The sequence below is a fragment of the Modicisalibacter sp. MOD 31.J genome (assembly GCF_020147985.1).
GTDB lineage: Bacteria > Pseudomonadota > Gammaproteobacteria > Pseudomonadales > Halomonadaceae > Modicisalibacter > Modicisalibacter coralii.
The window spans coordinates 108,106-129,020 of sequence record NZ_JAGXFF010000005.1; the positions used below are offsets into that span (position 1 = coordinate 108,106).

Below are 20,915 nucleotides of genomic sequence, written 5' to 3' on the forward strand. Positions count from 1 at the left end.
CAGGGAGCATGACCATGAGCGTACGTCTCGGCATCAACCCGCTGACCTGGACCAACGACGATCTGCCCAGCCTGGGTGGCGACACCCCGCTCGAAACGTGCCTGACAGAGGGTCGCCAGGCCGGCTTCTCCGGCTTCGAGCTGGGACAGAAGTTCCCGCGTACCCCGCAGGCATTGTCCGAGGTGCTGGCCCGCCACGATCTGGCGCTGGTTTCCGGTTGGTACTCCGCCCGGTTACTCGAACGCAGCCCCGAGGAAGAGATCGAGGCACTCGAGTCGCACCTCGACCTGCTCAAGGCCTGCGGTGCCGACGTGATGGTGTTCTGCGAGGTCAGCCGTTGCGTGCACGGCGACCAATCGCACCCGCTCTCCCAGCGTCCGCACCTCGACGAGGCCGACTGGGCGCGACTTACCGACGGCCTGAACGTGGTCGCCGATCACCTCGAGGCACGCGGCATACGGATGGCCTACCACCATCACCTGGGCACCGTTATCGAGAGCCAGGCCGACGTCGAGCGGCTGATGACATCGACCCGCGATTCGGTGGGCCTGCTGCTCGACCTGGGGCACCTGGTGGGCGCCGGCGGCGATCCGCTGACGATCGCCCAGCGCCATGCGTCGCGTATCAGGCATGTCCACTGCAAGGACATCCGCTTCCCGGTGCTCGATGATCTGCACAATCGTGACAAGAGCTTCCTCGACGGGGTCCTCGACGGCCTGTTCACCGTCCCGGGCGATGGCAATGTCGAATTCCTCCCCACGCTCGAGCATTTGCGGGCATCCGGCTATCAGGGCTGGCTGGTGGTCGAGGCCGAACAGGACCCGGAAGTCGCCCATCCGCTGACCTACGCGCGCCTGGGCTATCGCAACCTGCGCCGACTGGCCGAACGGGCGGGCTTCAGCGTCGACGATCGAACGGGGCCGGGCAGCGCTGCCCCTCGATGACGCCCCCTTACCCATGACTCGAAAGGCAACCCCATGAACACGATTCCCCATTATCTCGACGGCACCACCGTGACCGGCCGCAGCGAGCGCTTCGCCCCGGTCTACGATCCCGCCACCGGCGAGCAGAGTGCCCAGGTCGCGCTGGCTTGCGCCGACGAGACCCGCGAGGCCATCGCCAGCGCAGACCAGGCATTCGCCAAATGGTCGACGATCTCACCGCTCAAGCGCGCGCGTATCCTGTTCACGTTCAAGACGCTGGTCGAGCAGCACGCCGACGAGCTGGCCACGCTGATCTCGCAGGAGCATGGCAAGGTATTCTCGGATGCCAAGGGCGAGCTGACCCGCGGCCTCGAGGTGGTCGAGTTCGCCTGCGGCATTCCCCACCTGCAGAAGGGCGAGCATTCGATGAACGTCGGCACCGGCGTCGACAGCTACTCCATGATGCAGCCGCTGGGTGTGTGCGCGGGTATCTCCCCGTTCAACTTCCCGGCAATGGTGCCGATGTGGATGTTCCCCATCGCCCTCGCCTGCGGCAACACCTTCGTCATGAAGCCTTCCGAGAAGGATCCGTCGACGCCGCTGCGCCTGGCCGAACTGCTCTCCGAGGCCGGCCTGCCCGACGGCGTGTTCAACGTGATCAACGGCGACAAGGAAGCCGTCGACGTGCTGCTCACCGACGAGCGTGTCGAGGCGGTCAGTTTCGTCGGCTCCACGCCGATCGCCGAGGCCATCTACGCCACCGGCTCCACCCACGGCAAACGGGTCCAGGCACTGGGCGGCGCCAAGAACCACATGGTGATCATGCCCGACGCCGATCTCGATCAGGCCGTCGACGCCCTGATGGGCGCCGCCTACGGCAGTGCCGGCGAGCGCTGCATGGCGATCTCGGTGGCCGTGCCGGTCGGCGAGCAGACCGCCAGCCGCCTGCGCGAGAAACTCGTCGAAAAGCTCGCCACGCTCAGCGTCGGCCCCGGTCTGGTCGACGGTCCCGACAACGACATGGGCCCCTTGGTCACGAAAGACCATCTGGAGAAGGTCAAGGGCTACATCGCCACCGGGGTCGAGGAAGGCGCGGAACTGGTCGTCGATGGCCGCGAGACCACCATCGCCAATGCCGGCAACGGCTTCTTCATCGGCGGCACCCTGTTCGACCACGTCAAGCCGGGCATGCGTATCCACCGCGAAGAGATCTTCGGCCCGGTGCTGGCGATCGCCCGCGCGGCGAGCTTCGACGAGGCGGTGGCGATGATCAATGCCCACGAGTTCGGCAACGGCACGGCGATCTTCACCCGCGACGGCGACGCCGCACGCCAGTACTGCGAGCGGATCCAGGTGGGCATGGTCGGCGTCAACGTGCCGATCCCGGTACCCATGGCCTTCCACAGCTTCGGTGGCTGGAAGCGCTCGCTGTTCGGCCCGCTACACATGCACGGCAGCGACGGGGTGCGCTTCTACACCCGCATGAAGACCGTGACCCAGCGCTGGCCGAGCGGCATTCGTGAAGAAACCAATCACTTCAACATGCCCACGCACTGACCTTGGCCCAGGGCGTATCGGGCCGGCCCCGTACGCCCCGGTTCCTGCCTGACATGCTTAGCCGGTTAGCAATTAGCCGCAATGATCTTTCCCCGCCGGCGGCGTAGAATAGGCGCCATCGCCGCCGACCGGAACGCCGCATGTCCCCCGCCCCTGCCCCCGTTGGTGACGCATCGCGCGTCTACCGCCAGTCCGGCTTTCTGGCCTTTCTCGTCTCGCGGCTGGCGGCGGTCTTCGCCATGCAGATCCAGGCGGTGGTGGTCGCCTGGCAGGTCTACGACATCACCCATGAACCGCTGTCGCTGGCCTACGTGGGGCTGGCCCAATTCCTGCCCATGGTGGCGCTGCTGCTGCCCGCCGGCGACCTGGTCGATCGCCTGCCGCGCAAGCCCATCCTGATCGCCAGTTGGGCGCTGCAGGCCGTGTGCAGCGCGCTGCTGCTGTGGCTGGCCTCGCGCTCGACCCACGACGTGACGCCCTTCTACGCGGTGCTGGCGCTGTTCGGCTGCGCCCGCGCCTTCACCGGCCCCACCCTGCAGAGCCTGCTGCCACAGATCGTGCCGCGCGACCAGCTCGCCCAGGCGATCGCCCTGAACAGCGCGATCATGAAGATCGCGGTGATCGGCGGCCCGCTGCTCGGCGGCCTGCTCTATGCATTCGGTGGCAGCGTCGCCTACGCGGTGTGCCTGGGCTGCTTCCTGCTCGCGCTGGCACTGCTGGTGCCCGTACCGGTGCGCTACGCCGGCCCGATCGCGCCGCAGACGGGGAGCGCCTGGCAGCGCTTCACCGCCGGCATTACCTACGTTCGCGCCCAGCCGATCATCCTCGGGGTGATCTCGCTGGACCTGTTCGCGGTCCTGCTCGGCGGGGTGATCGCCCTGCTGCCGATCTATACCCAGGACATCCTCCACGTCGGCCCCACCGGGCTCGGCGCGCTGCGCAGCGCGATCGCCGTCGGCGCGCTGCTGATGGGGCTGTATCTCGGGGTGCGCTCGATCCGTCGTCACGTCGGTCGGGTGATGTTCGCCGCGGTGGCGGTATTCGGGGTGGCCAACCTGGTATTCGCGCTGTCCGAGACCTTCTGGCTGTCATTCGCCGCGCTGGTGATCGCCGGGGCCGCCGACATGATCAGCATCAACATCCGCCTGACGCTGCTGCAACTGGCCACACCCGATGCCATGCGCGGGCGCGTCAATGCCGTCAACATGCTGTTCATCGGCTCCTCCAACGAGCTGGGTGAGTTCCGCGCCGGTACCGTGGCGGCCTGGCTGGGGGCGGTACCGGCGGCGGTGATCGGCGGTCTCGGCACCCTGGCGGTGGTCGGGCTGTGGATGAAGGGCTTCCCCGTGCTGCGCCGGGTCGATCGCTTCAATGAGGTCGAGACCCAAGACGAGGGCATTGTCGAGGCCACGCCCGCCCGGGCGTGAGCCATACTGCGGGGGTATCCTCATCGGGAGCCCCGTGATGCCTCGCTTCGTGCTACTCGCCTTCGTCGCCGGCTTTCTCGCCGTGCTCTGCTTCCACCAGCCCGCCGTCGGCCTGCTGCACGCCTACGGCGTGATCCCCTTCGCGCCCTACGCCACCGCGCCGGTGGCCCCGCTGGGCGTGCCGCAGTGGTTTTCGGCGAGCTTCTGGGGCGGCGTCTGGGGCGTGGTCATGCTCGGCCTGTTCGCCCGGCTTGGCGTCGACCGGGGCCTGTGGTGGAAGAGCGGGCTGTTCGGCGGCGTCGTGCTGACCCTGGTCGCCCTGCTGGTGGTGTTCCCGCTCAAGGGGCGCGGCTTCAACCCCGCGGTGTTTCCCATCGGCTTCGTCGTCAACGGCGCCTGGGGGCTGGGCATGTGGGTCTTCACCCGCTGCTTCATCGCCCGGCAAGGCGCGCCACACCCGTAGCGCGGCGAACGAGTATCACGACGAGGCCTGCCAGGCACGTTCCTCGTCGAGCATCGCGGAGAGCGTCTCGCCCACTGTGCGCACCGCCCGGGCAGTATCGGCGGTCGGTAGCGGGGCGTAGTTGAGCCGCAGACAGTCGCGATACTTGCCGGAGGCCGAGAACAGCGAGCCGGGAGCGATACGAATCCGCGACGCGGCCAGCCGCGCGTTGAGGTCCACGCAGTCGATGCCCGCCGGCATCTCCAGCCACAGCAGGAAACTGCCCTGGGGGTAGCTCACTGCGGTGCCCGTGGGGAACCAGCGTTCGATCCAGCCCAGCAGGATATCGCGATGGCGCTGATACTGGCGGGTGATCTCGCGCAGGTGACGTTCGTAGTGGCCGCGTTCGACGAAGGCCGCCACTGCCAGTTGCGGCAGGGTCGCCGAGGCGCCGGTGGAGACGTACTTCATGTGGGCGACCCGGTCGCGATAGCGGCCCGGGGCGATCCAGCCGACCCGCAGCCCCGGCATCAGGGTCTTGGAGAACGAACTGCACAGCAGCACCCGGCCGTCGTCGTCGAAGGACTTGAGGGTACGCGGCCGCGGCAGCCCATAGGCCAGGTCACCGTAGACGTCGTCCTCGATGATCGCCACGTCGAAGCGCTGGGCGAGGCGGACCAGCTCGCGCTTCTTGGCCTCCGGCATGGTGTAGCCCAGCGGATTGTTGCAGGTCGGCGTGACCTGAATGGCGCGAATCGGCCACTGTTCGAGGGCCAGTTCCAGCGCCTCGAGACTGATGCCGGTCTGCGGATCGGTGGGGATCTCCAGCGCCTTGAGGCCGTTGGCCTTGAGAATCTGCAGGGTGCCGTAGAAGCTCGGCGAATCCACCGCCACCACGTCGCCGGGGCCGGCCAGGGCGCGAATGGCGATCGCCAGCGCTTCCTGACAGCCGGTGGTGGTCAGGATGTCGTCGGGGTGCAGCAGGCAGCCCGACGCGGTGGTCAGCCGGGCGACCTGACGGCGCAGTTCGAGACTGCCGGCCAGCGGGTCGTAGTTGTAGCCCTGGGCGCCGCTGCCCCGGTGCAGGCCGCCGAGCAGGCGCTGGAGCGGCTTGAGCGTGGGACTCTCCAGGTCGGGGATGCCCCCGCCCAGCATCAGCACCGTCTCGTCGCCGGGCGAGCCGACCATCGCCAGGACCTGATCCCACTGCGAAACGTCCAGCGGCCGCTGGGCGGGGCGCGTCATGGTGGGCAATTGCGTCGGCACCTGGCGCGGCAGCACGAAGAAGCCCGACTTGGGCCGCGATTCGACCAGCGCCACGTCTTCCAGGCGCCGGTAGGCCTCCTGGACGGTGGAGACACTGACCCCGAATTCCTGACACAGCGCACGGATCGAGGGCAGCCGATCGCCGACCCGGTAAAGGCCGTGTTCGATACGCCGACGCAGTTCTTCCGCCACCTGTTCATAACGGGTCATGGGACACTCCAGGCCAGAGACTCCACCATACAGATCCGGCAGGATCCAACGATACAGCGCGCCTTCTCGCTTATCTGTATCCATGAAGCTATCAAATCTGAATCTGTATGGACAGAAGGGAGCGACATACCCTGACAGGACACCATCCATCGGGGGAACAGCACCATGTCACGCCCATTGTCGCGCCTCTTCGCCCGTCTCCTGCGTCAGTCCCGCCGTCACCATTCGCGCCACGGCTTGCTCGATCTCGACGACCGCCAACTCCGCGATATCGGACTTACCCGTGACGAGGCCCGCCGCGAGGGGACCAAACGATTCTGGCAATAACTCACCCATGAGGAACCACCATGTCTCGACGTCACGCCGACTATGTCCTGCTGGATGTCTTCACCACACGGCGTTACGCCGGCAACCCGCTGGCGGTATTCGTCGATGCCGACGTCACGGAGGAGGAAATGGCGTCGATCGCCAACGAGTTGAATCTCTCGGAGACGGTCTTCGTGTCGCGCGGCGACCGGCCCGGGCGCTTTGCCTTGCGCATCTTCACACCGACCATGGAACTGCCGTTCGCCGGCCACCCGACGGTCGGCGCCGCCTTCCTGCTCGACGCGCTCGGCCTGGCGGTGGATGGCTCGCTGCATCTCGACGTCCCCGCCGGGGCCCTGGCCATCGCGGTCGTCGAGGGGCGACCGAGCGTCACCACCCCGCCGCCGATGTCTCCCGCCAGCGGTCGGCTCTCGCGACGCGATGCCGCCAGGCTGCTCGGGCTGGCGCCGCACCAGGTGATCGGCGAGCCGGTGCTGGCCTCGTGCGGGCTGCCCTTCCATCTCATCGAGCTCGATTCGCGGCAGTCGCTGGCAAGGGCCTGCCCCTCACCCGAGGAATGGTCGCGCGCGATCACCCCCAGCGGCGAGCAGGCGATCTATTGCCACGTCATCGAGGAGACCGACACCGAGGGCGGCCGGGTGCGCAGCCGGATGATCTCGATGGAAGACAGCCTGCGCGAGGACCCGGCCACCGGCAGTGCCGCGGCGGCACTCGCCAGTCATCTGGCCGGCCAGCGGGAGGGCCACGGCGAGTGGTCCTGGCAGATCGATCAGGGCGTGGAGATGGGCCGACCCAGCCGGATTCACGCTCGCGCACGCCGCACCGCGGGCGGCGGCCTGACGGTACACATTGCCGGTGACGCCGTGCGTGTCGGTGAAGGGCGGCTCTACCTGTGACGCCACCGGCGAGGCCGCGTCACTTCAGCAAGGTGACGGCCAGTGCCACCAGGCCGGTCACCAATGCCGTGACGACGCTGAGCGTCACCAGCACATCGAGCCAGCGGTCAGCACTGCCCAACGAACGGCCCTGGGCCGGGCGACGCGGTTGACGCCGCCGGGTGGCGCCATGACGGGGGTGACGGGAGGTGCGACCGGCCGGGGACATGGGAGGCCTTTATCATTGGGCTTCGTCCGCTAACCATAAGCGCTAGCCGATCGTGACACCAGCGGGCGGATCAACGCCGGCGTGCCCGCCCGGGGCCAAGTACGCGTCGTCATAAGCCCCTTGAGGCCGCCGGCGATCAGCTGACTTCACCCGTGACACCACCGCAACGCCTAAAGAGCCCGTGTGGAACTTACATCCACCCCTTTGGTCCATTGACACTATTATCCATAATGAACGCCGGCCTTTTTGATTGGAATCTAACAAGGTGAAACGTAGCACGAAATGGCTCTTTTCCGCGCTCCTGGTCATCATTACCGTTAGCGCGACGCTCTTGCAATTCTCTGGCCTCAAAGACTTTGACTTGAGCCAACACAATGTGACCAACATCTCCTTCAGCTCAGGCAACGACACACTTTTCGGCTCTTTAGTCTTACCCAAACAAGCACAATCACCGCCTATTGCGCTCATCATCCATGGCGACGGCCCGCAGGATCGCTTTTCCAACTCCGGCTACTTACCCTTGATAAACAGCCTATTATCTCATGGCATCGGCGTATTCACCTGGGACAAACCAGGAATCGGGAAAAGCACGGGAGATTGGTTACGACAATCCATGCAAGATCGCAGCAATGAAGCTCGAGCGGCTTATGCAGAGATCAAGTCCTTACCTCATCTAAAGAACAGCCCGATTGGCTTTCTGGGTTTCTCTCAAGCAGGCTGGGTCTTGCCAATTACCGATAACGAGATAAAACCCGCTTTTACCGTACTCGTAGGCGCTGCTGTCAGCTGGCGTCACCAGGGCGCCTATTACACCAAACGCCAATTAGAAACAGCGGGACTGAGCCCAGAGCAAGTCACCCAAAAAGTGACCGATAACCTAAAAGTGAATGACGCAGCATTTGCCAGTCCAGATACTGCCAACCCTAGCCTGCGCCCGGACATGTCTCGGGACCGTTTTGACTTTGTCGCCCGTAATTACGATAGTGACGCCACGCCATACCTCGGCTCAATGCAGGGGCCCATATTGGCTCTATGGGGCGCGGTCGACAAGAATGTCGACCCTCGCTATAATCAGGCCATCTACCATCAGAAACTGCACCCTGATCAAGAACAAGTAACGGCGATTATCAATCATGCCACTCATGGCCTATTGAAAGCACAATGGTTCAACTACCAGCTTCCCGCAGAGTGGTCTCTCTGGCGCAAGGGGTTGTTTATTTTAATGGGGCATCATGCCTACGCACCGCGTGCCTTGGATACGATCAGCATCTGGATCAACAAAGTCACTCAGGTAGACGCTGATTCCAAAGCCACGCCTTCCGTCGCCCAGGCCACCAATCAGTGAATCGTCGCTTTGATGGCCTGGGTGAAACCATGACCATCATTGATGAGAAAGCGCCGTTCGACCTCGTGCAGCAATTAGCAGCCCCGTTGCTGTCTTCTGAATAAAAAAGAGAGCCTGGCACAGTACCGACTGTCCCCCCGTCATCGAGGAGACCGGCGCCGTAGGTAGGGCGACGCCAGCGGCCCGGCCAAGGCCGGGCACGCCGGCATCTCCATCAGAACCCTTCGCGGGGATTGATCCGGCGATTGACCACCCCGGGCGCACGCCGGTAGCGATCCGCCTCGGCGAGTTCGTCGGCCTCGAAGACGTCCGCCCCCACCGGGGTTTCGCCGTGACGGCGGTAGAGCGCGGTGAGCATCGCCTTGCGATCGCTGCGCAACTCCTTGATCAGCACGAATATCATGCCGTAGATGATGAAGGTGAACGGCAACGCCGAGAGCACCGCGGCCGACTGCAGCCCCTTGAGGCCACCGGCGATCAACAGCGTCAGGCAGATCGCGGCGATCAGCAGCCCCCAGCTGATGCGCTTGAACAGCGGCGGGTTGATCGAACCGCCGTCGGTCATCTGGGAGACGATGTAGGTCGCCGAATCCGCCGACGTCACCAGGAAGATGAAGATCAGCAGCAGCGCGACGATCGACAGGCCGGCGGTGAACGGCATCAGGTCGAACATCTGGAACAGCGCCGAGGTGATGTTGTCGTCGGTGGCGGCGGCCAGGCCGACGTCACCGGTCAGCTCCATGTTGAGCGCCGCCCCGCCGAACACGCCGATCCACAGGCAGGCCAGCAGCGGCGGCATGATCAGCACGCCGAACACATACTCCTTGATGGTGCGCCCCCGCGAGATACGTGCCACGAAGGTCCCCACGAACGGCGACCAGGCGATCACCCAGGCCCAGTAGAAGACTGTCCAGTTGTTGGCCCACTCGCTGTGTTCGTAGGGCGAGGTGCGCAGGCTCATGCCGATGAAGTGCTGCAGGTAGTCGCCGATGCCCAGGGTGATGGTCTTGAGGATCGCCAGGGTCGGCCCGGTGACCAGTACGTAGACCATCAGCGCGAAGCACAGCACCAGGTTGATGTTGGACAACCGCTTGATGCCCTTGTCCAGCCCGCCCCAGGCCGAGGCCATGTAGCAGACGAACATCGCGCCCATGATGCTGAACTTCCAGAAGGCGTTCTCCTCGACACCGAACACCGACTTGAGCCCGCCGTTGATCTGCAGCACGGCCAGGCCGATGGAGGTCGCCACCCCCATGATCGTCGCCACCACCGCGAAGACATCGAGGGCCGGGCCCAGCTTGCGCAGCTTGGGCCGCTTGGCGGTCACCGACGACAGTACCGAGGAGACCAGCCCGGGCTGGCCCTTGCGGAACTGGAAGTAGGCGATGATCAGGCCGACGATCGAGAACGCCGCCCACTGGTGGATACCCCAGTCGAAGAAGCTGTACTGGATCGCGTAGCGTGCCGCTTCCGCGGTCTCCGGCTCGCGATCGCCGAACGGCGGGTGCAGGTAGTGGGTCATCGGCTCGGCCATGCCGTAGAACACCAGCCCCACGCCGAAACCGGCCGCCAGCAGCATGGCGACCCACGAGAAGAAGCTGTAAGACGGCTTGGAGTCCTGTGGCCCCAGGCGGATCTTGCCGTACTTGCTCAGGGCCAGCGCGATCAAGAAGATCACGAAGCCGAACACCGAGAACAGATAGAACCAGCCGAAGTAGCGGCCGATCGTCTTCAGTGCCGTATCCGCCACCGCACCGAACTGATTGGGAAATGCCGCGCCCACCGCCACCAGGGCGAAGATGATCAGCGCAGAGCTGAAAAAGACGCGTTGCCGTCCGAATTTGGCCATGGAATGTCCTCTTCCTGAGTATTCGCGTTTTCCTGGGCTTACGCTTACGCTGCCTGCAGTCGCTTCTCACTCCACCGCGGGCGTGCCGACTCGCCCCGACATCGCTGGAATTTCACGACATGCCCCTACCAAGGTCGCTCAGATCGCTGGCTTCCGCCACCGCTTGGCTCGATCGGTTGGCAGCGTCGCGTCATGCATTGGTCGTACTGTTCGTCGCCTCGATGCTCGAGACGCTGCTGGTGCCGATCCCCATCGAGCTGATCCTGATACCCTGGATGATGACCCACCCGGCTGCCAAGTGGCGACTCGCCGCGGTGGCGCTGGCCGGCAACCTGAGCGCGGCGCTGCTGGGTTATGCCCTGGGTGGCCTGGCCATCGCGCAATGGGGCGACACCCTGATCCCGCTGTTCGGTGGGCAGGCGGCCTACGACGCCTTTGCACAGCGTGTCTCGGAGGATGGCTTCCAGGCGATCGTCGCCGTGGGCATCACCCCGGTCCCCTTCCAGATCGCCATGCTGGTCGCCGGCGCCAGCGACTACCCGCTGCCCCTCTTCCTGCTCGCCGCCCTGCTGGCCCGCGGCGTGCGCTACTTCGGCCTGGCGGTACTGGTCGCCGTGGCCGGCGAGCACGCCACGCGCCTCTGGAAACGGCACGCCCGGCCGGTGGGGGCGTTCGGCCTGGTGGCGTTCGCCGTGTGGGGCTACTGGCAGATAGCCCAGTAGGCACGACCCAGTGAGCCACATCGACCGACCCGCTGACATGGCCACGCCGCGTTAAGCATTCGTTAAGCCCGCTTCGCCACTCTACCCTCGAGTTCCTTCGCCGAGGGTGTCGTGATGCACGAACCGCGCAGTCCCCGTTCCACTCCCGCGCTCGGGCCCCTGGCCTGGCGCGAGGCCGCCGACGCCGAGCGTGCCGAGCTCGAACGCTTCATCGCCCAGGGTTACGCCCGTGAACACGGCGCCGCCCTCAGCCACTTCCAGCCGCGCCTGTTCGGCCTGTGGCAGGAACACCATCTGCAGGCCGCCCTCGGTGTGCGTCACGCCGCAGATGATGCGCTGTTTCTCGAGCGCTACCTGGACGAGCCGATCGAACAGCGCCTCGGCGAGGCGCTCGGCGTCACGGTCGACCGCGCGCGCATCGTCGAGGTCGGCAACCTCGCCACCCTGCGCCGGGGCCTGCTGCGCCCGTTGATCGTCACGCTGATCGAGACGCTGGTCGCCGAGGAGATGCAGTGGCTCACCTTCACCGCCACCCGCCAGGTACGCAATGCCTTTCGCCGCCTGGGCCTGGAAGCCTGGCCACTGGCCGACGCCGACCCGGCGCGGCTGGGCGCGGAACGCACCGACTGGGGCCGCTACTATGCCAACGCCCCGCTGGTGATGGGCGGCGACATGCTCACCGCCTGGCGACACCTGCAGGCACGCGCCGGGGCCCTGACCAGCCTGAACGTCGCCCCCATCGTGACGCTCCCGGCCGCCGCGTCCGGGCATGGCGACGCACCGCGGCGGGGGGTCGGTCATGTCTGAGCGCTTTCATCGCCGCCTCGCGGATCTGGCGCGATCGCGCCCGCAGCACCTCGCGCTCGAGGATGCCGAACGGCGGGTGGACTACGCCTCGCTGATCGCCGAGATCGAGGCCCGCATCGCCCGCCTGCGTGCCGCCGGCGCCAGCCGCGTCGGACTGGCGCTGGACAACGGCGTCGACTGGGCGCTCTGGGACCTGGCGCTGCTGTTCGCCGGTATCGTCAACGTGCCCCTGCCGGGCTTCTTCTCGGCCACACAACTGACGCACGTTGCCGACCAGGCCGGGCTCGACACCCTGATCGGCCCGTCCGCACTCGGCGAGGCGCTGGGCTTCAGCCCCGGGGCAGACGCAGCGCTTTGGGAACGCGGGGTCGATGCGCCGCCCCCGTTGCCGACCGGGACCGTCAAGATCACCTTCACCTCCGGCACCAGCGGCGCGCCCAAGGGCGTGTGCCTGGACGCCGAGGCCCCGTTGCGCGTCGCCGAGAGCCTGGCCGAGGTGGCCGGCGAGTGCGGCGTGCAGCGCCACCTGGCCATGCTGCCGCTGGCCACCTTGCTGGAGAACATCGGCGGGCTCTACGCGCCCCTGTGGCTGGGTGCCACGAGCGTGCTGCCCGGCCTGGCGACGCTCGGCTGGCAGGGCGCCAGCGGCTTCGACGTCACCCTCGCCCATCGCCAGCTCGAGACACACCGCCCCCACAGTCTGATCCTGGTACCGCAACTGCTCGAGGCGCTGCTCGCCACGTCACGGCAATCGACGAACCGTGAGGCACGCTTCATCGCCGTGGGCGGCGCCCGGGTGGCGCCGAGCTTGCTCGAAGCGGCCCACGCCGCCGGCTGGCCGGTCTTCGAAGGTTATGGTCTTTCCGAGTGTGCCTCGGTAGTGACCCTCAACCGCCCCGGCGACAATCGTCCCGGCAGCCTGGGGCGCCCGCTGCCCCACGCCCGCCTGACCCTCGCCGACGACGGCGAGATACACGTCGCCGGCAACCTGATGCTCGGCTATCTGGGCGACGCATCGCCGATGCCCACGGCCTGGCCCACCGGCGACCTGGCACGCTGGGAAGACGGGCACCTAATCCTCGAGGGGCGGCGCCGACAGTTGTTCATCACCGCCTACGGGCGCAACGTCGACCCGGCCTGGGTCGAGGCCGAACTCACCGCCGAGCCGGCCATCGCCCAGGCCTGGGTGTACGGCGAGGCCCTGCCCGCCAATCGCGCCCTGCTGGTGCCGGCACGCGCCGATCTCGACGAGACGCGCCTCGCGGCGGCCGTCGCCGTGGCCAATGCCCGGCTACCGGACTATGCGCGAATCACCCACTGGCGCCGCACCGTGCCCTTCAGCGCCGCCGAAGGCCTGATCACCGCCAACGGCCGGCTGCGCCGCGAGGTGCTGGCCGCGCGCCATCGCGACTGGCTCGAGGCCCCGCTCGACGCTGCCGCTGTTCCCCATTCCGGCCCATCACTCCCCGGAGGAGACCCCATGAGCCCCTATCAACGCCTTCAGCAGGCCACCGCCGACTCGCGCGCCTGGCTGCTCGCCGCCCCGATCCTTCAACGTGCTCTGGAGGGGCGCATCAGCCGCGACGAATACCTCGCCTTCCTCGGCCAGGCCTACCACCACGTCAAGTACACCGTGCCACTGATGATGGCCTGCGGCGCACGCCTCCCCGAGCGCCTCGAGTGGCTGCGTGGCGCGCTGGTCGAGTACATCGCGGAGGAGTACGGCCACCAGCGCTGGATCCTCGACGACATCCGCAACGCGGGCGGCGACCCGGACCACGCGGCCGCCAGCCGGCCGGCACCGGCCACCGAGCTGATGGTGCGCCACGTGCGCGACGTCATCGCCCACGACAATCCGGTGGGCTTCTTCGGCATGGTCTTCGTCCTCGAGGGCACCAGTACCGCGCTGGCCACCCGCGCCGCCGGCGCGATCCGCGACGGCCTGGGGCTGCCCGAGGGCGCGTTTCACTACCTCGAGTCCCATGGCGATCTCGACGTCGGCCATCTGGCGTTCTTCGAGGGCCTGATCGACCGCCTCGACGACGCGGCCGATCTGCAGGCGGTGATCGACACCGCCAACATGGTCTATCGCCTCTACGGGGCGATGTTCCGCGGGCTCGACGCCGGCGGCGATCCCACGGAGGCACTCGGCCATGCACTGGTCTGATCGACGCATTCTTCTCACCGGCGCCAGCGGCGGTATCGGTCGCGCCCTGGCCGGCGAACTGGCACGCCGCGGCGCGCGACTGCTGCTGGTGGGCCGCAACCCGGCGGCGCTGCAGGCACTGGTCGACGAACTGCCGACAGACGCCGACTGGCGGGCCGTCGACCTGTGCGACGCCGAGGCCCGCCGGGGTCTGGTCGAGACCGCCCGCGAACTCGACATCGACATGCTGATCAACGCCGCCGGCGTCAACCGCTTCGGACTGTTCGCCCATCAGTCGCCGGAGAGCGTGAGTGAGCTGATCTCGCTCAACGTCACCGCCACGCTGCAGCTCACCCAGGCGATGCTGCCGCTGTTCAAGGCCGCCGACGAGGCCTGGGTCGTCAACCTGGGTTCGACCTTCGGCGCCATCGGCTATCCCGGCTACGCCAGCTACTGCGCCAGCAAGGCCGCACTGCGCGGTTTCTCGCAGGCCCTGCGCCGTGAGCTCGCCGACACCGCGATTCACGTTCACTACGTCGCCCCGCGGGCCACCCGCACGGCGATGAACGATGCCACGGTCGATGCCCTCAACGCCGAACTGGGCAACGCCATGGACAACCCCGAGCGGGTCGCCGAGGCGATCGTCCGCGCGGTCGACCAGCGTGCCGCCGACCGCCACCTGGGCTGGCCGGAACGGCTCTTCGTGCGCCTCAACGCCGTGGTGCCCGGCCTCGTCGACCGGGCGCTGCGCCGTCAGCTCGCCACCATCCAGCGCTTTGCCAGCCGCCCCTGACACGCAACGAGAACGCCGGAGAATGCTCATGTCCGCCACATCCCGAATCCATCGTCACGCCCGCCGCGGCGTGGCCATCGCCGCCCTCGTCGGCCTGACACTCGGTCTATCGAACGCCGCCTCGGCAATCAGCGATACCGTCGCCGGCGGCGTCCACGAGCTGCAGAGCCGCTGGGCGCAGATCCAGTACAAGACCCCCGAAGAGCGGCGTGTCGACGGCTTCGATCAGCTCTACCAGCGAGCCCGGGCACTGATCGACGCCCACCCCGGCGCCGCCGAACTCTACATCTGGGCGGGCATCATTCGCAGCAGCGAGGCCGGTGCCAAGGGCGGCCTGGGCGCCCTGTCACTGGTCAAGGAAGCCAAGGGCGATCTGGAGAAGGCCCTGTCGCTCGACGCCAATGCCCTCGACGGCTCGGCCTATACCAGCCTCGGCGCCCTCTACTATCAGGTGCCCGGCTGGCCGATCGGCTTCGGCGACGACGACAAGGCCAAGGTGATGCTGCAGAAGGGGCTGACGCTCAACCCCGACGGCATCGACCCGCTCTACTTCTGGGGCGACTACCAGCACGACCAGGGCCACGACGCCGAGGCCCGCCGGGCACTGCAGAAGGCTCTGCAGGCAGCGCCACGCCCGGGCCGCGAGGTGGCCGACCAGGGACGTCGCGCGCAGATCCACGAACTGCTCGAGGCACTGGACTGAGCGGCCGACGGCAGACCTTGCGTTGTCGGGCATACGCCCCCAGAGTGAAGAAATATTGAGCCGACTAACGACTCTCCCGTCTTCACCGAGGTGCCCATGTCCCGACTCGCCCAAACACCGCTCTCCGTGCTCGACCTGGCGCCGATCCGCCAGGGCGGCAGCATCCGCGAGACCTTCGACAACAGCGTCGACCTGGCCCGCCAGGTCGACGACCTGGGCTTCACGCGCTACTGGCTGGCGGAGCATCACAACATCGACGGCATCGCCAGCGCCGCGACCAGCGTGCTGATCGGCCATGTCGCCGGCGCCACCTCGCGCATTCGGGTGGGTTCCGGAGGCATCATGCTGCCCAACCATCCGCCGCTGATGATCGCCGAACAGTTCGGCACCCTGGAAACCCTCTATCCCGGACGCATCGACCTGGGACTGGGTCGTGCGCCGGGCTCCGACGGCGCGACCATGGCGGCGATGCGTCGCGATCCCTACGCCGGGGTCAACGACTTCCCCGACCGTCTCGACGAACTGCGCCGCTATCTCGGCGATGCCACGCCGGACCAGCGCGTCAAGGCGGTCCCCGGCCAGGGCACCCACGTGCCCCTCTGGCTGCTCGGCTCGAGCGGGTTCAGCGCCCAGCTCGCCGCGCGCCTGGGGCTGCCGTTCGCCTTCGCCGCGCAGTTCGCACCCGGCTATCTGTTCGAGGCGCTGCATCTCTACCGCACCCAGTTCCAGCCCTCCGCGGTGCTCGATGCGCCCTACGCCATGGTCGGCATGCCGCTGATCGCCGCCGACAACGACGACCACGCCGATTACCTGGCGACGACCTCGCAACAGAAGTTTCTCAATCTGATTCGCGGTCGACGCACCGTGGCGCTGCCGCCGGTCGAGGCGCTCGACTGGACGCCGCAGGAGCGCGCGGCGGTGGCGCAGAACCTGGGCGCCGCGGTGGTCGGCGGTCCGCAGACCGTCAAGGCGGGGCTGGAGCGTTTCCTGGAAGAAACCCAGGCCGACGAACTGATGGTCGTCACCGACGTCTACGACCACCGGGACCGGCGGCGTTCCTTCGAGATCCTGGCCGAGGTATGGCAGAGCGCCTGAGTCTCGCTCCTCCGGAAACGACGACACCCGGCACATGGCCGGGTGTCGTGGGTCTTGATAGCGGAAAGGCGTATCAGCCGAGGCGCTTGGCCAGCAGCCCTTCCAGCTTCTTCTGGTCGGCGGCGAAGGTACGAATGCCTTCGGCGAGCTTTTCGGTCGCCATGGCATCCTCGTTGTGCTCCCAGCGGAACCGGGCTTCCTCGATCCGGCCCGGGTGCTCGGCGCGATCGCTCTGGTCGGTGACCTTGCGCGTCACATCGCCCTCGGTGGAGGAGAGCTCTTCCAGCAGGGCCGGCGAGATGGTCAGGCGGTTGCAGCCGGCCAGCGCCAGGATCTGGTCGGTGTTGCGGAAGCTGGCGCCCATCACCACGGTCTGGTAGCCGTAGCGGCTGGCGTAGTCGCACACGCCGCGCACGAACTTGACCCCCGGGTCTTCGTCCGGCGCGTAGGATTCGGTGCCGGTGGCCTTCTTGTACCAGTCGGTGACGCGGCCCACGAAGGGCGAGATCAGGTAGACGCCGGCTTCGAAGCAGGCGCGGGCCTGGGCATCGGAGAACAGCAGCGTCAGGTTGCAGTTGATGCCCTCCTTCTCGAGCTTCTCGGCGGCGCGGATGCCTTCCCAGGTCGAGGCGAGCTTGATCAGCACGCGATCCCGGGAGACGCCCTGCTTCTCGTAAAGCGAGATGAGGTGGTGGGCCTTGTCGATGCTGGCCGCTTCGTCGAAGGAGAGCTTGGCCGCGACTTCGGTGGAAACGCGCCCCGGCACGAGCTTGGTGATCTCGCTGCCCATCGCCACCGACAGCCGGTCCACCGCCTCTTCGATGCGCGCGTCGGGGTCGGCCACCTCGGCCTTCACCGCGGCCAGGGTCTCGTCGATCAGGGCCTGATAGCCGTCGAGATCGAAGGCCTTGAGGATCAGCGACGGGTTGGTGGTGGCGTCGTGCGGCTGATAGCGACGGATGGCGTCGAGGTCGCCGGTGTCGGCGACCACCATGGAGAGGCGTTTCAGCGCGTCGAGTTGGGTCATGACGTATCGTCCTGCATGTCGATCAATGGAGACGGTCCCGATCGGGGCCCCACGCAGGGGCATCGGCACCTGTCGAATTCGCCGGCGGTCACGGCGCGATGGCGTAGCGCTCGGCCAGCGCCTGCCGGTAGCGTCGATAGAGGGCATCATAACGCGTTCGGGGCTCGCTGCGGGGCCGGGTCCGGGTCTGTTCGTCGAGACTCACCAGCCGTTCGCAGAGTGCCGCCAGCGACGCCTGGTCGCCGCGCTCGGCGGATTCGCACCAGGCCGCCTGGATCGCCGCCCCCAGCGCGGCGGCCTCGGTGATCGTCGGGCAGACCACCTCCACGTCCAGCACGTCGGCGACGATCTGCCGCCATACCGGGCTCTTGGCACCGCCACCGACCAGCCGCACCTGACTGGCGTCGGCGGCCAGCGGGCCGAGCAGCTCGAGCCCGTAGCGCATGCCGAAGGTGGCGCCCTCGACCACCGCCCGGCACAGGTTGTCGACGCTGGTGTTGAGACTGGTCAGGCCGACGAAGCTGGCGGTGGCATGTGGCAGGGCGGGCACCCGTTCGCCGTTGAAGAACGGCATCACCATCACCCCGTCGGCGCCTACCGGGGCCGCCGCCACCCGCTCGCCGAAGGTGGCCACGTCGAGCCCGAACAGCTCGCGCACCCGGGTGGTCGCCGAGGTCACGTTCATGGTGCAGACCAGCGGCAGCCAGCCGCCGCTGCTGGCACAGAAGTTGGCGACCATGCCGTCGACATCGATCACCGGCGCCTCGGCGTAGGCGCACACCGTCCCGGAGGTGCCCAGACTCAGGGTCACCAGCCCCGGGGCGATGTTGCCGGTGCCGATCGCCGCCATCATGTTGTCGCCACCGCCGCTGGCGACCAGCACGTCGTCGGCGAGCCCCAGCTCACGGGCCACGGCGGGACGCACCCGGCCCACCGGCTCCCGGGAGTCGATCAGCCGCGGCAGCACATGGTGCGGATCGAGCTCGGGGGCGACGGCCGCGAACACCTCGTGATGCCAGCGACGCGCCCGGGTGTCGAAGTAGCCGGTGCCCGAGGCGTCGCCACACTCGGTGACCCGTTGGCCGGTGAGCCAGAAGTTGAGATAGTCGTGGGGCAGCAGCAGGGTGTCGATGCGCCGATAGGCCTCGGGATGCCGCTCGCGCAGCCAGGCTACCTTCGACGCGGTGTAGCCGGTCTGCAGCAGCAGCCCCAGCTTGTCGATGCAGCCCTGCGGCCCGCCCAGCGTCTCGATCAGCGACTCGTTGTGCAGTGCCGTCTCGGTATCGCACCACAGCTTGGCCGGGTACACCGGCTCGCCCTCGGCATCCAGCGCGACCATGCCGTGCTGCTGGCCGGAGACACCGATGGCGCGGATCGAGCCGGGATCGATGCCCGCCGCGGCAACCGCCTCGGCGAAGGCCCCGCGCAGGGCGTCGAGCCAGTCGTCGACCGATTGCTCGCGACGCCCGCCGTCGCCCTCGACCAGCCGATGAGGCCGGCTGCCCTCGCCGACGATCGTCGCGCGCTCGGCATCGACGATTACCACCTTGGTGCTCTGGGTGCCGCAATCGACCCCTAGATACATGCCCGACTCCTTATCCACCCGCGTCCCGTTCGCGAGCCTTTCAGTACAAGGGTAGACGCCAGCGATTGCAAGCCGCCCGCCCGGTCATGCTCAGCGCGCATCGACCAGCGCCTCGAGGGTGGCTCGCGCGCCCTTGTCGTGGAGCCGCGTCAGGACCTCGAGATAGGCCTCGCGAAAGCGCGCCTCGTCGGCCAGGTCGCCGAACAACTGGCGGTTCTCGATGAACGCCGTGGGTGTCTCGCGGTTGCGCCCGGCCAGCGCCATCAGTTCGTCCTTGAGCCGGTCGACCACCTCGATGGGCTCGCCCTGCTCGTCGACGCCCTCGGCATAGCGCGCCCAGCTGGCCACCACCGCGGTGCTGCGGCGGATCTCGCCACCGCGCTCGAGCTGCTCGCGGATCACCGGCAGCAGCCACTTGGGGATCCGGTCGGAACTCTCGGCGCACAGCCGCGCCAGGGTGTCGCGGATCTCGGGGTTGGCGAAGCGCTCGATCAACGTCTGCCGGTAGTCGGCGAGATCGACGCCGGGCACCGGCGCCAGCGTCGGCGTGGCCTCGAGGGTCATGTAGTCGAGCAGGAACCGGACGAACAGCGGATCCTGACAGACCTCGTGGGCGTAACGGTAGCCGGCCAGATAGCCGAAGTAGGTCAGCGCCTGGTGGCTGGCGTTGAGCAGGCGCAGCTTCATCAGCTCATAGGGGATCACGTCGTCGACCATCTGCACGCCGACCCGCTCGAACGGCGGGCGGCCCTGGGGGAAGTGATCCTCGAGCACCCACTGGGTGAAGGGTTCGCAGACCACCGGCCAGCGGTCGTCGACGCCGAAGCGTTCGGCGAGCGCGGCGATGTCGTCGGCCGTGGTCACCGGGGTGATGCGGTCGACCATGGCATTGGGAAAGCTCACCTCGGCGTCGATCCACGCCCCCAGCTCGGCGTCGAGCGCCCGGGCATGGGCGGTGAACATCTTGCGGGCGACATCGCCGTTGCCCTGGATGTTGTCGCAGGACATCACCGTGAACGGCGCGATGCCACGTTCGCGCCGCCGCCGCAGGGCGGCGACCACCAGCCCGAAGGTGGTGCGCGGGGTGTCGGGCTCGGCCAGATCGTGGGCGACGTCGGGCTGGCTCAGGTCGTAGTCGCCGGTGACATGATGAAAGTTGTAGCCGCCCTCGGTGACGGTCAGCGAGACGATCCGCGTCGCCGGGTCGGCCATGCGCTCGATCACCGCCTCGCGATCGTCGGGGGCGTAGAGATAATCGACGATCGAGCCGATCACCCGCGGTTCGTAGTGGCCGTCGGGGTGCTTGACCACCAGGGTATAGAGGTGGTCCTGCGCCGCCAGGGCGGCCTGCATGCGCCTGTCGCCGGGCATCACGCCGACGCCGACGATGCCCCAGTCGAGCGCCTCGCCGCGATTCATCAGTTCGTCCAGATACATCGCCTGGTGGGCGCGATGGAAGCCGCCCACGCCGAAGTGGACGATGCCCGGCGTCACCTGCCGACGATCGTAGCGCGGCGTGGCCACGGCGGCGTCGAGCCCGGTCAGGGTGTCGTTGGTCAGTGCTGTCATCGCAGTCTCCTCGAGCCG

General features: G+C 67.5%; 19 protein-coding genes. 13 read left to right on the forward strand and 6 right to left on the reverse strand.

All coding sequences use genetic code 11. The annotated features are described in order from the left end of the window. Positions 1-14: 14 nt before the first annotated feature. The 4 genes from iolE to KGR00_RS17260 all read left to right on the forward strand — a co-directional run bounded on the left by iolE (position 15) and on the right by KGR00_RS17260 (position 4,370). On the forward strand, positions 15-944 hold the full coding sequence (gene iolE, locus KGR00_RS17245; protein WP_224418949.1) for a myo-inosose-2 dehydratase: 930 nt from the start codon (positions 15-17) through the stop codon (positions 942-944). Between the two features lie 33 nt (positions 945-977). Beyond that, a complete protein-coding gene (locus tag KGR00_RS17250; protein WP_129140848.1) occupies positions 978-2,480 on the forward strand; it encodes a CoA-acylating methylmalonate-semialdehyde dehydrogenase in 1,503 nt (500 codons plus the stop codon). Between the two features lie 140 nt (positions 2,481-2,620). Next, complete coding sequence (locus KGR00_RS17255) at positions 2,621-3,907, forward strand: MFS transporter (RefSeq protein ID WP_224418948.1); 1,287 nt, start codon at positions 2,621-2,623, stop codon at positions 3,905-3,907. Positions 3,908-3,944: 37 nt separating this feature from the next. After that, entirely contained in the window at positions 3,945-4,370 is a 426-nt protein-coding gene (locus KGR00_RS17260; RefSeq protein ID WP_224418947.1) for a hypothetical protein, read from the forward strand. Positions 4,371-4,385: 15 nt separating this feature from the next. On the opposite strand, the gene KGR00_RS17265 is transcribed toward KGR00_RS17260, so the two are convergent. Then, positions 4,386-5,825 carry a PLP-dependent aminotransferase family protein gene (locus KGR00_RS17265; RefSeq protein WP_224418946.1) on the reverse strand — a complete coding sequence of 480 codons (1,440 nt, stop codon included), beginning with the start codon at positions 5,823-5,825 and terminating at the stop codon, positions 4,386-4,388. A 165-nt stretch (positions 5,826-5,990) separates the two neighbouring features. Between KGR00_RS17265 and KGR00_RS17270 the strand changes: the two genes are divergently transcribed. Together KGR00_RS17270 and KGR00_RS17275 are read left to right on the forward strand one after the other, a co-directional pair. Further along, on the forward strand, positions 5,991-6,152 hold the full coding sequence (locus KGR00_RS17270) for a DUF1127 domain-containing protein (RefSeq protein ID WP_224418945.1): 162 nt from the start codon (positions 5,991-5,993) through the stop codon (positions 6,150-6,152). A 20-nt stretch (positions 6,153-6,172) separates the two neighbouring features. Then, on the forward strand, positions 6,173-7,048 hold the full coding sequence (locus KGR00_RS17275; protein WP_224418944.1) for a PhzF family phenazine biosynthesis protein: 876 nt from the start codon (positions 6,173-6,175) through the stop codon (positions 7,046-7,048). Positions 7,049-7,067: 19 nt separating this feature from the next. Here KGR00_RS17275 and KGR00_RS17280 read toward each other — a convergent pair whose 3' ends face one another. Continuing rightward, on the reverse strand, positions 7,068-7,256 hold the full coding sequence (locus KGR00_RS17280; protein WP_224418943.1) for a hypothetical protein: 189 nt from the start codon (positions 7,254-7,256) through the stop codon (positions 7,068-7,070). A gap of 265 nt (positions 7,257-7,521) precedes the next feature. On the opposite strand from KGR00_RS17280, the gene KGR00_RS17285 reads away from it, so the two are divergent. Continuing rightward, positions 7,522-8,601: an alpha/beta hydrolase gene (locus KGR00_RS17285; RefSeq protein WP_224418942.1), complete on the forward strand. Its 1,080-nt coding sequence runs from the start codon at positions 7,522-7,524 to the stop codon at positions 8,599-8,601. 214 nt (positions 8,602-8,815) lie between these two features. Here the strand turns inward: KGR00_RS17285 and KGR00_RS17290 are convergent, their stop codons facing one another. Continuing rightward, positions 8,816-10,450, reverse strand: a complete 1,635-nt coding sequence (locus tag KGR00_RS17290; RefSeq protein ID WP_224418941.1) for a BCCT family transporter — start codon at positions 10,448-10,450, stop codon at positions 8,816-8,818. Between the two features lie 119 nt (positions 10,451-10,569). Between KGR00_RS17290 and KGR00_RS17295 the strand changes: the two genes are divergently transcribed. The 6 genes from KGR00_RS17295 (at position 10,570) to KGR00_RS17325 (ending at position 16,716) form a co-directional block, all read left to right on the forward strand. Beyond that, positions 10,570-11,172 carry a DedA family protein gene (locus tag KGR00_RS17295; protein ID WP_224418940.1) on the forward strand — a complete coding sequence of 201 codons (603 nt, stop codon included), beginning with the start codon at positions 10,570-10,572 and terminating at the stop codon, positions 11,170-11,172. Between the two features lie 114 nt (positions 11,173-11,286). Continuing rightward, positions 11,287-11,979: a thermostable hemolysin gene (locus KGR00_RS17300; protein ID WP_224418939.1), complete on the forward strand. Its 693-nt coding sequence runs from the start codon at positions 11,287-11,289 to the stop codon at positions 11,977-11,979. Next, complete coding sequence (locus KGR00_RS22520) at positions 11,972-14,146, forward strand: AMP-binding protein (RefSeq protein WP_343232810.1); 2,175 nt, start codon at positions 11,972-11,974, stop codon at positions 14,144-14,146. Before KGR00_RS17300 ends, KGR00_RS22520 begins: the two co-directional genes overlap by 8 nt. Continuing rightward, entirely contained in the window at positions 14,133-14,918 is a 786-nt protein-coding gene (locus KGR00_RS17315; RefSeq protein ID WP_129140632.1) for an SDR family oxidoreductase, read from the forward strand. Before KGR00_RS22520 ends, KGR00_RS17315 begins: the two co-directional genes overlap by 14 nt. Before the next feature lie 28 nt (positions 14,919-14,946). Next, complete coding sequence (locus tag KGR00_RS17320; RefSeq protein WP_224418938.1) at positions 14,947-15,621, forward strand: hypothetical protein; 675 nt, start codon at positions 14,947-14,949, stop codon at positions 15,619-15,621. Positions 15,622-15,717: 96 nt separating this feature from the next. After that, complete coding sequence (locus tag KGR00_RS17325) at positions 15,718-16,716, forward strand: LLM class flavin-dependent oxidoreductase (protein ID WP_129140630.1); 999 nt, start codon at positions 15,718-15,720, stop codon at positions 16,714-16,716. 73 nt (positions 16,717-16,789) lie between these two features. Here KGR00_RS17325 and tal read toward each other — a convergent pair whose 3' ends face one another. From tal to KGR00_RS17340, 3 genes are all read right to left on the reverse strand, one after another. Continuing rightward, positions 16,790-17,743 carry a transaldolase gene (tal, locus tag KGR00_RS17330; protein ID WP_224418937.1) on the reverse strand — a complete coding sequence of 318 codons (954 nt, stop codon included), beginning with the start codon at positions 17,741-17,743 and terminating at the stop codon, positions 16,790-16,792. A gap of 88 nt (positions 17,744-17,831) precedes the next feature. After that, on the reverse strand, positions 17,832-19,328 hold the full coding sequence (gene xylB / locus KGR00_RS17335) for a xylulokinase (protein WP_224418936.1): 1,497 nt from the start codon (positions 19,326-19,328) through the stop codon (positions 17,832-17,834). A gap of 90 nt (positions 19,329-19,418) precedes the next feature. Continuing rightward, positions 19,419-20,897: a mannitol dehydrogenase family protein gene (locus KGR00_RS17340; RefSeq protein WP_224418935.1), complete on the reverse strand. Its 1,479-nt coding sequence runs from the start codon at positions 20,895-20,897 to the stop codon at positions 19,419-19,421. Positions 20,898-20,915 lie beyond the last annotated feature (18 nt).